Genomic DNA, 12,010 nt, shown 5'->3' with positions numbered 1-12,010 from the left:
TGCTTGAGCTCAGGCCTCGTTCCAGACAGCGTTTGGCGAACGGCAGGCGACGCCGCTTCGCCTGATCGACTGTCGAGACACCGGCTTGATGATTTCGCTATACGACCGGCAATAAACGCCTTTCGCAGTCTTCCAGGTCCTGTTCGGGGTCACGGATCCGCGTGTACCGCTTGCGGCGTTGCGCCAACTCAAGGTCCTGCCGGACAGAGACGTTTCGAGCGCTTTTTGAAGATTTCTTGCCGCCAGTGACTGGTCGGAATTGACAAGTGCCGTGTCAACGGCCACGGCCACGGCATCCGGATCAGGGGAAAGTGACGAACTGGCCGTGCAGGCCGAAACGGTGCCGGCGCACACGGCGATCATCGCCATCCTTCTTGGGAATTCGCAAAACCGTCCCGCCAAAATCGATCCCGCCTCTTGGATCTATTTCCAACCGTTCTGGATCGCCTCCTGTTCCTGGCCGCGCGAAAGCGGTTCCCCGGAAGGTTCGCTGTCGCCAACGAACCGGCCACCCCCGAATATCCGTTTCAGGAAACCCCCAGATCGGGGCTTTTCTTGGGCAGAGGCGTCAGAATTGCTGCTGGTGCCTTTTGACGAGCGTGTTTCAGTCTGCGGCGAGCTGGAAGTCTCGGCCTGATCCTCGTCGTCATCCCGGTTGTCCCGGCTCGCGTTAGACTGGTTGTTGTCCTGATCGTCCTGATCCCGGTCGTTCCGGTCTCTGTCGTCCCGGTCCCTGTCCCTGTCACGCCGATCGCGGTCGTCTCGATCGTTGTCCCGATCTCCTCTGTCCCGATCTCCTCTGTCCCGATCTCCGCGGCCCCGGTCATCTCGATCCTGCCGGTCGCGACGCTCGCTGCGGTCACCCCGTTCGCTTCTGCCCCCACCACGTTCCGCGCGAGATTGTGCGGCAGCGGACGTCGTGTCTTTCATGTCAATCAAGGGGCTGAAGAAGACAATAGAAAACACCAGCGCCGCTGCCGCAACACCCGAAAGAACGCGTGTCATCGCAGAGAGGCGGTCTTGCAATGTGTTCTGACGGGTGCGATTCATCAAAATCCGGGCTTCCAAGCGGTATTTCGTGTGGTTGCGGAATTCTCTTCGAGATTTCCCGACCTGCGCACACACAACACCTGGGTGTTCTGACTTCTTCCCCAGAATAATCTAAAAAAAGTCGGAAAAAAAAGGTCTGCTTACGTGTTGTCACTCTTGAGAGCGGTTTTGCGGAGAGCTTCTTGCCTGAAGAAACGTTAAAGACGGAGATGATCCGTCTGCTCCCGAAGTTGAGGAGTTTTGCTTTAAGGCTGTGCCGAAACCCGGACCAGGCGGACGATCTGGTCCAGACGACATGCGAGCGCGCAATCCGGTCTCTGGATCAATTCGACCCGGCCACCCGGCTTGACAGCTGGATGTTCCGGATCCTGCAGAACCTCTACTTCAACACGGTTCGCGATACGGCGAACCGGGCAAGACTGTTCGATCTGGCCATGCTGGATTTTGAAGAAAGCTATGACGGAGCCAAGGCGGCAAGCAGCAGTCTGGAACTGCAGCGTGTCCAGGTTTTTATCGGCGAACTGGAAGAAGACAGTCGGGAAGTTCTGCTGAAAATCGCCATCGAGGGCCGAAGCTACAAGGATGTGGCGGCTGAACTCGGGGTTCCGATCGGCACGGTGACAAGCCGGCTGGCGCGCGCCCGCCTGAAGCTCCGCGAATGGCTGGAGACCAATGACAAGGCGCCAAGTGCCGGGCTGCGCAGCATGCCAGGGGGTATGGGATGACATTCGACGAAAGGCGCGAGCAGATCCTGCTCGCCAAGGATATCGGCAAGATCCTGGACTGTGAGGGCACCGTTGAAGAGCGTGCCGTCCTGATCGAGAAGATCGAACAGCAAGATGGCGGCCGGGAACTTCTGGAAAAGATGTCCCGCGACAACACGGTTTTGCAGGAGGCTGTTCCCGCAGCGGTTCCGGACCACTCCATGGACCGTTTCCAGGCACTGATCGACCGGGAATTCGCACGGCGCGAGCAGCCTGTGTCCCGCCCGGGTGTTTCATCCCTCAACACGGTATTTGTTCAAATGGCGGCAGCCCTTGTTCTGATCGCCGGCACCTTCGTGTTCACGTCCTTCTGGATGCAGTCGCGCATGGATGACGCCGTCTCTTCCCTCGCTGCCCACATGGAGACCGAACGTATTCTTCTGGCGCAAACGGTTCAGCAGGCTCTGGAAACCAAGGTCAGCGGCGAACCGGTGTTCATCGGCCAGGAAGGCGACTGGAGCGAAGTCCTGACACCGATCAAGACCTATCGCAGCAAAAGCGGTCACTGGTGCCGACAATATCTGCGCGAAACAACGTTTGGCGGGCTCGATCTGTCCATCAAGGGCACGGCTTGCCGCGAGGAAAACGGAACCTGGACCACCGTTTTCGCCGAACCGGTGTCGGACAAGTTTTCTCCGCAAACACCGGGCATCTAGATTTTCAGAACGGCAACGACGAAAAGCGGGCCGATCGTCTTTCGGCCTGCAATCATCTTTTTCGAGCCGATTTCGGCGCCCTTGTTGCGCCGCCGAACTATCATCTTTGCGACGCATCGTTTTCTAGGCCCGGCAAATTGCCGCCTTAGACCTTTTACCGCAATTGACAGCTGCCGTGTCGGTCAGTACCGTCCCCCGCCATGCGCCACGATTGGCTCAAATCCGCCATTTATGACCTAACGTCATCTGGCGGGTGAGCCCGGTTCAGCGGTGCGGTGAAAGCCGGCCCAGCAAGAGGTTGAGACCAAATGAAAATCCTCGTACCCGTGAAACGGGTCATCGACTATAACGTGAAGGTCCGCGTCAAGGCGGATGGTTCGGGCGTCGATCTTGCCAACGTCAAGATGTCCATGAACCCGTTCGACGAAATCTCCGTCGAAGAGGCCCTGAGACTGAAGGAAGCCGGCAAGGCGACCGAAGTCGTTGTTGTTTCCGTCGGCCCGCAGCAGGCGACCGAAACCCTGCGTACAGGTCTGGCCATGGGCGCCGACCGGGGCATCCTCGTCAAGACGGACGAAACCACAGAGCCGCTTGCCGTTGCCAAGATCCTCAAGGGCATCGTCGAAGCGGAAGAGCCCGGTCTTGTCATTCTGGGCAAGCAGGCCATCGACGACGATTGCAATCAGACCGGCCAGATGCTGGCGGCTCTTCTGGGCTGGAGCCAGGGCACGTTTGCTTCCAAGGTTGATCTGGGCGATGGCACCGTGGATGTCACTCGCGAAGTCGATGGCGGTCTGCAGACCGTCAAGCTGAAACTGCCGGCCATCGTAACCACCGACCTGCGCCTCAACGAGCCGCGCTATGCCTCCCTGCCGAACATCATGAAGGCGAAGAAGAAGCCGATCGATGAGAAGACCCCGGGTGATTATGGCGTCGATGTCACGCCGCGCCTGACGGTTGTGTCGACCGCGGAACCAGCTGCACGCGAAGCCGGTATCAAGGTCGAGTCCATCGGCGAACTGGTCGAAAAACTCAAGAACGAGGCCGGCGTCCTTTAAGGACTGCCCAGGAGGATAGACTATGACAACACTTCTTGTGGCCGAACATGCCGGCGGCGCCCTCAATGATGCCACCGCGAAAGCCCTGACTGCTGCCGCAGCGCTGGGTGCCGACGTTCATGTCCTGGTTGCCGGCAAGGGCGTCCAGGCTGTTGCGGAACAAGCCGCCAAGCTCAGCGGTGCCGCCAAGGTCCTGGTTGCCGAAAGCGATGCCCTGGAACATCAGCTGGCCGAACCGCTGGCTGAACTGATCGTGGGCATGGCCGGCGATTATGACGCGATCGTTGCTCCGGCAACCGCCAACGGCAAGAACACGCTGCCGCGTGTGGCCGCGCTTCTGGACGTGATGCAGATCTCCGACATCACCGCCGTGATCGATGCCGACACGTTCGAGCGTCCGATCTATGCCGGCAATGCCATCCAGACGGTCAAGTCCGGTGATCCGAAGAAGGTGATCACGGTCCGGACCTCGACGTTTGCCGCCGCCGAGGAAGGCGGATCGGCTTCTGTCGAGGCAGTCGCCGGCACAGATGGTGCAGGCCTGTCCGAATTTGTCGGCGAGGAACTCTCCAAGTCTGACCGGCCGGAGCTGACTTCGGCAAAGATCATCATTTCCGGTGGCCGTGCGCTCGGATCTGAAGAGAAGTTCCAGGAAGTCATCATGCCGGTGGCCGATGCACTCGGCGCTGCTGTTGGTGCCTCGCGTGCCGCCGTCGATGCGGGTTATGCCCGAACGACTGGCAGGTGGGCCAAACCGGCAAGGTGGTTGCTCCGGATCTCTACATTGCCTGCGGCATTTCCGGTGCCATCCAGCACCTGGCGGGCATGAAGGACTCCAAGGTGATCGTCGCGATCAACAAGGACGAGGAAGCCCCGATTTTCCAGGTGGCGGACTACGGTCTGGTCGCGGATCTGTTCGAAGTCCTGCCCGATTTGAAGGCTGCCGTCGAGTAACACCTGCGGCAAATTGATCACGGACCCCGGGGTGAATGACAGTTTTCGCTCCGGGGTTCTTGCTGTTCGGCGCAAGACTTGCCAAAAATAGCCGCAACCCGTTTCACCGGGACGTTTCAAAAGATCGGAATTTCAGGATGGCAGTCGAAATCAAGAAAGTCGGCGTGATCGGCTCTGGTCAGATGGGCAGCGGCATTGCGCATGTTTGTGCGCTCGCCGGCTTCGACGTGGGCCTGAGCGACCTTTCCATGGAGCGGATCGAGTCAGGTCTGGCGTCCATCAACGGCAACATGGCGCGCCAGGTGTCCAAATCGCTCATCACCGAGGAAGAGCGGACCGCCGCGCTTGACCGGATCAAACCGGCCGAAGACCTCGACACGTTGCGCGATGCGGATCTGGTGATTGAATCGGCTGTTGAAAACGAGCAGATCAAACGCAAGATCTTCTCGCAGCTGTGTCCGATCCTGAAACCGGAAGCGATCCTTGCCACCAACACGTCGTCGATTTCAATCACGCGTCTGGCTGCAACGACGGACCGTCCGGAACGCTTCATCGGTATTCACTTCATGAACCCGGTTCCGATCATGGACCTGGTCGAGCTCGTGCGCGGCATCGCGACCGAGGACGAAACCTTCGAAGCGTCGAAGGGCTTCTGCGAACGTCTCGGCAAGCAGATTGCCGTTGCCGAGGACTTCCCGGCTTTCATGGTCAATCGCATCTTGCTGCCGATGATCAACGAGGCGATCTACACGCTGTATGAGGGTGTCGGCTCCGTTGAATCCATCGACAAGGCCATGCGCCTGGGTGCCAATCACCCGATGGGTCCGCTGCAGCTTGCCGATTTCATCGGTCTGGATACCTGCCTGTCGATCATGCAGGTGCTCTACGAAGGCCTGGCGGACACCAAATACCGGCCTTGCCCGCTGCTGGTGAAATATGTCGAAGCCGGCTGGCTCGGCCGCAAGACCCAGCGCGGTTTCTACGACTATCGCGGTGAGCACCCGGTGCCGACCCGCTAAGCGGACGGCTGATGAACCTTGCCCGTTATTGCCTGACCAGCGCCGCGCCCGATCCGGGCAAATCGGCGCTGGAAGTGGTTGGGCCGGGCGTCGACCTTCTGGAAACCTGGAAATTTGCCGATCTGACGCGCCAGGTGCTGGCAGTTGCGGCAGGTCTCACGGCATCGGGCCTCGATCAGGGCGACCGGATACTGCTCAGAATTGGCCATTCGAGCGATTTTCCGCTCCTGTTCTTTGGAGCGATAGCGGCCGGCTGTGTTCCAATCCCGACGTCTTCGCAGCTGACGGCGGCCGAAACCGGTCTGCTCCTGGCCGACAGTGGTGCGCGGCTTGTGTTGCATGACGGCAAGACCACGTTGCCGGATGATACGGCGATCACGGCGCTTGGGCCGGACGGGATCCGGGATCTGAAAAGCGCCACGCCGGCAGGGTTTGCCGAAACGGCTCCGGATGATCCGGCATTCCTGATCTATACGTCCGGCACCAGCGGCCGGCCAAAAGGTGTCCTGCATGCTCACAGGGCGGCAGCAGCGCGGCGCCCGATGGATCGTGGCTGGTATGGCATGCAGCGGGACGACCGGTTGCTGCATGCCGGTGCCTTCAACTGGACCTACACGCTGGGTGCCGGTCTGATGGACCCCTGGGCCAACGGCGCCACCAGCGTCGTCTATGACGGACCGCGTGAACCGGATGTCTGGCCGGACCTCCTCACAAGGAGCCGCGCGACGCTGTTTGCCGCCGTGCCAAGCCTCTACCGGCGGATCCTGAAGTATGGCGAGGTGACCCGCAGATCCTTTCCGGATCTGCGCCATGGCCTGACGGCGGGAGAAGCCCTGTCGGTCTCTCTTTACCAGGACTGGAAGACACGGAGCGGACGGGAACTCTACGAGGCGCTCGGCATGAGCGAGATCTCCACCTATCTCTCCAGCAGCCCCGATGTGCCGGTGAAGCCTGGTTCTCCCGGCCGCCCGCAAGCCGGTCGCAAGGTGACACTTCTAAGAGAAACCGACCTGAGGGAACTGGGCGAAACGGTTTCTTTTGCAGAGGTGGAAGAAACCGGTCTGCTTGCTGTTCACCGCGATGAACCCGGCCTGATGCTCGGATACTGGAACAATCCCCAAGAGACGGAAGCGGCCTTCCGGGGGGACTGGTTCCTGACCGGTGACAGGGCCCGCGCGGACGCGGACGGATACTACTGGTATGAAGGCCGTGCCGATGACCTGATGAACGCCTTCGGATACCGGGTGGCACCGGAAGAGGTGGAGCGGGTGCTGGCCGCCGACGGCCAGGTCCAGGAAGTTGCGGTGACCGCAGTTCCGGCTCGCGACGGCGTCAGCCTGATAACCGCCTTTGTGGTGCCGCAGGATCCGGCGTCTTTCGATGAAGGCCGTCTTGCGGAACATGCTGCGCGGCACCTTGCCGAATACAAGCGACCAAAGGTTTACCGGGCCGTGGACAGCTTGCCACGAACCCCATCTGGAAAGGTCAAACGGACCGTTTTGAGGCAGGCCCGTTCGTCCTGACCAATGATTGTTAACGCCCGATTAAGGGCGCGCGGATAGGCTGGCGGGCGAATCGAGGAGTTCCAGATGGACAGCGTCGGCATCGCCAACACATTTGTTGCACAGTCCCAGGCCCAGACGGCCCAGGCGCTGCAATCGAAGATGCTGAAGATGGCGGCCCAACAGGATGCCAATCTGGTTGCCTTGCTGCAGCAGGGTGCTGAAAATCTCCAGTCCACCCAGGCGGCCCCTCCTCCGGGGCTCGGCGCGACGGTCGACGTCACGGCCTGAAACCTGCCAGTCTGAATCCTACCAGTCCGATTTCTTAACAATTCCCGTTTCTCGGTCCGCGCCGGGATCTGCTTTCCCATGCATCGGTTGCAGCCTTGCAGGCAGTGCAGCCGATGCTTGATGATTGCCGGAACGGAATTAATTGAACTGTTTCAATGAATTGTAGCTTAATCGGTAAAATTTTAGGAAAATGCTACTGAGTATCTCAGTAAAGTGGTCATTCTGCCTTCAGGTAAGTCATCGTATTTACTATTCGCTTCAACTATTTAACTCATTATAGAGACGCAAAATCGTATCCAAGGAATGGAATTACGATGCCTGAAGCAATAGGATATGGACCAAGTCAGGCTTTTCAGCCTTCCCTTGCAACGCCGCGGGCCGATCAGCTTGCGCAGCAGGTGAAGACGATCAATGCCAATCAGTCCGAGGCTGTGGCCGAGACGGTGCAGCGCCAGGCTGACTTCAGCTCAAGCCGGGCCGAGCTCTTGAGCCGGCAGGCTGAGCAACTGGAAAACCGTGCAGAAACGCGCAAGCCCGACAACGGCCTCGGTAGTCAGGTCGACATTCGGGTCTGAGTAACCCCATCACCACGCCAAAGGAGTACCGGTTATGGCGAGTGTATCGGACAGCACCTCCTCTTCGGCCGCTTACAGCGCCGCAAGCGTTCGCAATGAATTGGCCACCAATGCCGTTCGGGACCAGAACGAGCAGGAACGCCAGGTTGCCGAGCGTCTTGACGACGCCCAGGCGACGCAGGAGCAGGATCGCCGCGAACAGCGCCAGATCCCCGGTCTCGGCAACGCCGTCGACATCACGGTCTGACGGCAGCCGCCCCGGCGCTCAGGTGCCGGACGGCCGCATGGAACTTTCAATCAGAGATTTGGCCTCGCCGGATGCCCATTCGGCGGGGCCATACATGGTTCCGATCTCGCAGCCCTCGGGTCCGATCAGGATCGTGGTCGGCAAACCCGTGGCGCGCGCAACCTTGCGCAGGTCCTGCAAGAGCTGATTGGTGCTGTCCTGGTAGAAGGACAGATTGCCAACGCCGATTTCCTCCAGGAAGGCCTTTGGTTTGTCCGGGCCACCACGATCCAGGCTGACGGCGACCACCTCGAAATCTTCCCCGCCCATATCCGCCTGCAATTCATCCAGGGCCGGCATCTCCTTGCGGCACGGTGCGCACCAGGTGGCCCACAGGTTCAAGAGAACAGTTTTGTCCCTGAAATCGGCCATGGTTCGCGGATTGCCGTCGTCGCCCAGAAAGGTCAGGTCCTGGAGATCAAGCGGCTGGCTGGCCGGCAGAAATGCGGCGACTTCACCCTTGGCAAAGGGCTTTGCAGCCTTGGCCGACGCGAGTGCGGCCGAACAGCTTTGCGCACCGTCGATATTGCCATTCGGACCAACGATCACGTATAGAGCCGCTACGGCGGCCACTGCACCGGCGAGCCCGGCGGCAAGTAAGCCGCGTCTGGGGGCTTTTGCGGGTTCTGTTGGCTTGGTCATTCGTTCACACCCCGTTCGGGGCGCCTTCTAAGGGACAGGACATGAGCAATCGCATGTGGGGAGGCCGGTTCGCCGAGGGACCGGACGCCATCATGGAGGAGATCAACGCCTCCATCGACTACGACCGGAAGCTATATAGGCAGGACATCGACGGCTCGAAAGCCCATGTGCGCATGCTCGCGGAAAAAGACATTGTGACGCGGGACGATGCCGACAAGATCGTTCAAGGTCTAGACACAATCCTGTCAGAGATCGACGGCGGCACCTTCACCTTCTCCCGGGCGCTGGAAGACATTCACATGAATGTGGAGGCGCGTCTTGCCGAGCTGATCGGCCCGGCCGCCGGCCGGCTGCACACGGCGCGCTCGCGCAATGACCAGGTGGCGACCGATTTCCGCCTCTGGGTGCGTGACACGCTCGACACGCTGGATGCGCAGTTGACGGACCTGATGCAGGTGCTTGCCGAAAAGGCGGAGACCCATGCCTCTGTTGTCATGCCGGGCTTCACTCATCTGCAATCGGCACAGCCGGTGACCTTCGGCCACCATCTGCTCGCCTATGTCGAGATGTTCGCGCGTGACCGTGGCCGGGTGCGCGACGCGCGCAAGCGCATGAACGAATGCCCGCTCGGCGCCGCCGCCCTTGCCGGAACGTCCTTTCCCATCGACCGCAAAATGACCGCCGAAGCGCTTGGTTTCGACCGGCCGTCGGCCAACTCGCTCGATGCCGTGTCGGACCGGGACTTCGTGATCGAGGCGCTGGCGGCTGCCTCCCTGACCGCCATGCACCTGTCCCGCCTCGCCGAAGAAATCGTCATCTGGTGTTCGGCCCAGTTCGGCTTCGTCAAGCTGTCCGACAAGTTCTCGACCGGTTCGTCGATCATGCCGCAGAAAAAGAACCCGGATGCCGCGGAACTTGTCCGCGCGAAATCCGGCCGGATCTACGGCTCTCTGCAGGCGCTGCTGGTGATGATGAAGGGTCTGCCGCTGGCCTATTCCAAGGACATGCAGGAAGACAAGGAACAGGCCTTTGACGGTCTGGCCAGCATTTCCCTGGCGCTCGCCGCGATGACCGGCATGGTGCGGGACCTGGAGCCGGTGGTCAAAGCCATGAAAAAGGCAGCAGGCTCGGGCTATTCCACCGCGACGGATCTGGCTGACTGGCTGGTGCGGGTGCTCGGATTGCCGTTCCGCGACGCGCACCATGTGACCGGCCGGATCGTTGCGCTTGCCGTTGAACGCAACATCGAGCTGCACAAGGTGCCGCTGGAAGACATGCAGGCGGTCGAGCCGAAAATCACCGAAGAAATCTTTTCGGTCCTGTCGGTCGACAAGTCCGTGCGCAGCCGTACCAGCTATGGCGGCACGTCGCCGGTCAATGTGCGCAAACAGGCACGCCGCTGGCTGAAGGACCTGGCAAAGACCTGAGGCAATCGCCTTGGCCCTTGCCGAATGCGCCGTCACATGCGAGGACAATGCGCAGATAATGTAATTGCAGTCCGCCCTGAACCGGGGCGGGCCAACCGGTTCAAAAGGGCAAGATGGCGATGACAACCCGGCTCAAATCCCTGGCTTTGATCGGACTTTGCCTGAGTGTCACCCTTGCGGGCTGTGGCCGGAAGGGCGGGCTGGACGATCCGAGCGCGCCGCCGGCGCAGGAAGGCACTGCAGTGGACCCTGCCGTTGCCGCGCAGGTTGAACCGGCGGCGCCGCAAAACAACAAGTCCTTTCCGTTGGACTTCCTGATCCAGTAACTTCCCGGCGCTCACAGCCAGTTGGCCGCGCCGACACCTTAATACCGATCCGAACCGTTTCGTTTCTTCTGATGAGGAAACGCGGGACGATCCAGCTGCATGGGGGCGTTCCTTGCATCACTTTGACTATCGAGACGGTGCCCTTTTTGCCGAAGACGTGGCGATCGAAGAGATCGCGCGGGCGGTCGGCACCCCGTTCTACTGCTACTCGACGGCCACGCTGACCCGCCATTTCGAGGTGTTCTCCTCCGCCTTCGACGATATCCCGACGCTTGTCTGTTATGCCATGAAGGCCAATTCCAATCAGGCGGTCCTGAAGACGCTCGCCCGGCTGGGTGCCGGCATGGACGTGGTGTCGGAAGGTGAATTGCGCCGGGCGCGTGCCGCCGGCGTGCCAGCCGACAAGATCGTCTTTTCCGGAGTTGGCAAAACTGAAGCTGAACAGGCCAACGCGCTGGAAGAAGACATCCTGTGCTTCAACGTGGAATCCGAGCCGGAACTGAGGCAGCTGTCGCGTGTCGCAAGTGCCATGGGCAAGACTGCCCGCGTCTCGATGCGCATCAATCCGGATGTCGATGCAAAGACCCATGCCAAGATCGCGACCGGCAAGGCTGAAAACAAGTTCGGCATTCCGTGGCAGCGTGCCCGGGAAGTCTATGCCGAGGCCGCGGCGCTGCCGGGCATCAAGGTCACCGGGATCGACATGCATATCGGCTCCCAGATCACGGAACTGGAACCGTTCGACAATGCGTTTTCGCGCCTCGGCGACCTGATCACGGACCTGAGATCCCAGGGACATGCGATCGACCATGTCGATCTGGGCGGTGGACTGGGCATTCCCTATGTCACCGACAACAACCCGCCACCGCACCCGGATGCCTATGCCGAGGTGGTGAAGAAGCATGTGCGCGAGCTGGACTGCAAGGTGATGTTCGAGCCCGGCCGGATGATTGCCGGAAATGCTGGCATCCTGGTGACCGAGGTCATCTATGTGAAAGAAGGCGCAGACAAGAATTTCGTGATTGTCGATGCGGCCATGAACGATCTTATCCGGCCGACGCTCTACGAAGCCTATCATGAGGTTCGTCCGGTCAGGGAACCAGGAACGGAAACGGCGCGAATCAAGGCGGATATCGTCGGTCCGGTCTGCGAAACCGGCGATTTCCTGGCTCAGGACCGGGATATGCCCAAGGTAATGGCCGGTGACATGCTTGCAGTCTATTCGGCCGGCGCTTACGGGGCCGTACAGGCGAGCACCTACAACTCCCGTCTTCTGATCCCGGAAGTGCTGGTAAATGCTGATCAATTCGCGATAGTTCGTCCCAGGACGGATTTTGACGAGCTGATCGCACTCGACCGGATTCCGGACTGGCTCAACGGTTCGTGACACAATCTTCCGGCAATTAGTTGAACCGACAACTTGCCGGATGGCCTCCAATGCCTCACCTTAGTCTGGGTGG

General features: G+C 60.3%; 14 protein-coding genes and 1 pseudogene. 12 read left to right on the top strand and 3 right to left on the bottom strand.

Features of this window, described 5'->3' with window-relative positions; genetic code table 11:
* Nucleotides 1–9 precede the first annotated feature (9 nt).
* Both CHH27_RS28660 and CHH27_RS28655 read right to left on the bottom strand, forming a co-directional pair.
* The gene (locus CHH27_RS28660) at nucleotides 10–363 is read right to left on the bottom strand and encodes an RT0821/Lpp0805 family surface protein (protein ID WP_157738996.1); all 354 of its coding nucleotides are present in this window, start codon (nucleotides 361–363) and stop codon (nucleotides 10–12) included.
* 60 nt (nucleotides 364–423) lie between these two features.
* Nucleotides 424–1,005, bottom strand: coding sequence for a hypothetical protein (locus tag CHH27_RS28655; protein WP_094073030.1), 582 nt, complete (start codon nucleotides 1,003–1,005; stop codon nucleotides 424–426).
* Nucleotides 1,006–1,259: 254 nt separating this feature from the next.
* On the opposite strand from CHH27_RS28655, the gene CHH27_RS19270 reads away from it, so the two are divergent.
* From CHH27_RS19270 to CHH27_RS19230, 9 genes and pseudogenes are all read left to right on the top strand, one after another.
* On the top strand, nucleotides 1,260–1,775 hold the full coding sequence (locus CHH27_RS19270) for an RNA polymerase sigma factor (RefSeq protein WP_094073029.1): 516 nt from the start codon (nucleotides 1,260–1,262) through the stop codon (nucleotides 1,773–1,775).
* Nucleotides 1,772–2,470, top strand: a complete 699-nt coding sequence (locus tag CHH27_RS19265; protein ID WP_094073028.1) for a hypothetical protein — start codon at nucleotides 1,772–1,774, stop codon at nucleotides 2,468–2,470. The genes CHH27_RS19270 and CHH27_RS19265 overlap by 4 nt, the downstream gene beginning before the upstream one ends.
* Nucleotides 2,471–2,778: 308 nt before the next feature.
* Nucleotides 2,779–3,528: an electron transfer flavoprotein subunit beta/FixA family protein gene (locus CHH27_RS19260; RefSeq protein WP_094073027.1), complete on the top strand. Its 750-nt coding sequence runs from the start codon at nucleotides 2,779–2,781 to the stop codon at nucleotides 3,526–3,528.
* A 22-nt stretch (nucleotides 3,529–3,550) separates the two neighbouring features.
* Nucleotides 3,551–4,482: pseudogene (locus CHH27_RS19255) on the top strand (electron transfer flavoprotein subunit alpha/FixB family protein).
* Between the two features lie 137 nt (nucleotides 4,483–4,619).
* Nucleotides 4,620–5,501, top strand: coding sequence for a 3-hydroxybutyryl-CoA dehydrogenase (locus tag CHH27_RS19250; protein WP_094074868.1), 882 nt, complete (start codon nucleotides 4,620–4,622; stop codon nucleotides 5,499–5,501).
* 11 nt (nucleotides 5,502–5,512) lie between these two features.
* Complete coding sequence (locus tag CHH27_RS19245; RefSeq protein ID WP_094073026.1) at nucleotides 5,513–7,024, top strand: class I adenylate-forming enzyme family protein; 1,512 nt, start codon at nucleotides 5,513–5,515, stop codon at nucleotides 7,022–7,024.
* 66 nt (nucleotides 7,025–7,090) lie between these two features.
* Nucleotides 7,091–7,294, top strand: coding sequence for a putative motility protein (locus CHH27_RS19240; RefSeq protein WP_094073025.1), 204 nt, complete (start codon nucleotides 7,091–7,093; stop codon nucleotides 7,292–7,294).
* 314 nt (nucleotides 7,295–7,608) lie between these two features.
* Nucleotides 7,609–7,869 (top strand): hypothetical protein, encoded by a 261-nt coding sequence (locus tag CHH27_RS19235; RefSeq protein ID WP_094073024.1) that lies wholly within the window; start codon nucleotides 7,609–7,611, stop codon nucleotides 7,867–7,869.
* Between the two features lie 34 nt (nucleotides 7,870–7,903).
* Nucleotides 7,904–8,116 carry a hypothetical protein gene (locus tag CHH27_RS19230; RefSeq protein ID WP_094073023.1) on the top strand — a complete coding sequence of 71 codons (213 nt, stop codon included), beginning with the start codon at nucleotides 7,904–7,906 and terminating at the stop codon, nucleotides 8,114–8,116.
* An 18-nt stretch (nucleotides 8,117–8,134) separates the two neighbouring features.
* Here the strand turns inward: CHH27_RS19230 and CHH27_RS19225 are convergent, their stop codons facing one another.
* Complete coding sequence (locus tag CHH27_RS19225) at nucleotides 8,135–8,797, bottom strand: TlpA disulfide reductase family protein (protein ID WP_094073022.1); 663 nt, start codon at nucleotides 8,795–8,797, stop codon at nucleotides 8,135–8,137.
* A 41-nt stretch (nucleotides 8,798–8,838) separates the two neighbouring features.
* Between CHH27_RS19225 and argH the strand changes: the two genes are divergently transcribed.
* From argH to lysA, 3 genes are all read left to right on the top strand, one after another.
* Nucleotides 8,839–10,224, top strand: coding sequence for an argininosuccinate lyase (gene argH / locus CHH27_RS19220; protein WP_094073021.1), 1,386 nt, complete (start codon nucleotides 8,839–8,841; stop codon nucleotides 10,222–10,224).
* A gap of 113 nt (nucleotides 10,225–10,337) precedes the next feature.
* Complete coding sequence (locus CHH27_RS19215) at nucleotides 10,338–10,550, top strand: lipoprotein (protein ID WP_094073020.1); 213 nt, start codon at nucleotides 10,338–10,340, stop codon at nucleotides 10,548–10,550.
* Between the two features lie 112 nt (nucleotides 10,551–10,662).
* On the top strand, nucleotides 10,663–11,937 hold the full coding sequence (gene lysA, locus CHH27_RS19210) for a diaminopimelate decarboxylase (protein WP_094073019.1): 1,275 nt from the start codon (nucleotides 10,663–10,665) through the stop codon (nucleotides 11,935–11,937).
* Nucleotides 11,938–12,010 lie beyond the last annotated feature (73 nt).

Source organism: Labrenzia sp. VG12 (assembly GCF_002237595.1).
Taxonomy (GTDB): domain Bacteria; phylum Pseudomonadota; class Alphaproteobacteria; order Rhizobiales; family Stappiaceae; genus Roseibium.
This window is presented reverse-complemented; position numbering and strand designations above follow the sequence as displayed.

What these genes read in the sequence shown, in the direction of transcription:
- CHH27_RS19235 (WP_094073024.1), top strand. Translation starts at nt 7,609, where the DNA reads ATGCCTGAAGCAATAGGATATGGACCAAGTCAGGCTTTTCAGCCTTCC.
- CHH27_RS19230 (WP_094073023.1), top strand. Translation starts at nt 7,904, where the DNA reads ATGGCGAGTGTATCGGACAGCACCTCCTCTTCGGCCGCTTACAGCGCC.
- CHH27_RS28655 (WP_094073030.1), bottom strand. Translation starts at nt 1,005, where the DNA reads ATGACACGCGTTCTTTCGGGTGTTGCGGCAGCGGCGCTGGTGTTTTCT.
- CHH27_RS19215 (WP_094073020.1), top strand. Translation starts at nt 10,338, where the DNA reads ATGGCGATGACAACCCGGCTCAAATCCCTGGCTTTGATCGGACTTTGC.
- CHH27_RS19225 (WP_094073022.1), bottom strand. Translation starts at nt 8,797, where the DNA reads ATGACCAAGCCAACAGAACCCGCAAAAGCCCCCAGACGCGGCTTACTT.
- CHH27_RS19270 (WP_094073029.1), top strand. Translation starts at nt 1,260, where the DNA reads ATGATCCGTCTGCTCCCGAAGTTGAGGAGTTTTGCTTTAAGGCTGTGC.
- CHH27_RS19245 (WP_094073026.1), top strand. Translation starts at nt 5,513, where the DNA reads ATGAACCTTGCCCGTTATTGCCTGACCAGCGCCGCGCCCGATCCGGGC.
- CHH27_RS28660 (WP_157738996.1), bottom strand. Translation starts at nt 363, where the DNA reads ATGATCGCCGTGTGCGCCGGCACCGTTTCGGCCTGCACGGCCAGTTCG.
- argH (WP_094073021.1), top strand. Translation starts at nt 8,839, where the DNA reads ATGAGCAATCGCATGTGGGGAGGCCGGTTCGCCGAGGGACCGGACGCC.
- CHH27_RS19250 (WP_094074868.1), top strand. Translation starts at nt 4,620, where the DNA reads ATGGCAGTCGAAATCAAGAAAGTCGGCGTGATCGGCTCTGGTCAGATG.
- CHH27_RS19240 (WP_094073025.1), top strand. Translation starts at nt 7,091, where the DNA reads ATGGACAGCGTCGGCATCGCCAACACATTTGTTGCACAGTCCCAGGCC.
- CHH27_RS19265 (WP_094073028.1), top strand. Translation starts at nt 1,772, where the DNA reads ATGACATTCGACGAAAGGCGCGAGCAGATCCTGCTCGCCAAGGATATC.
- CHH27_RS19260 (WP_094073027.1), top strand. Translation starts at nt 2,779, where the DNA reads ATGAAAATCCTCGTACCCGTGAAACGGGTCATCGACTATAACGTGAAG.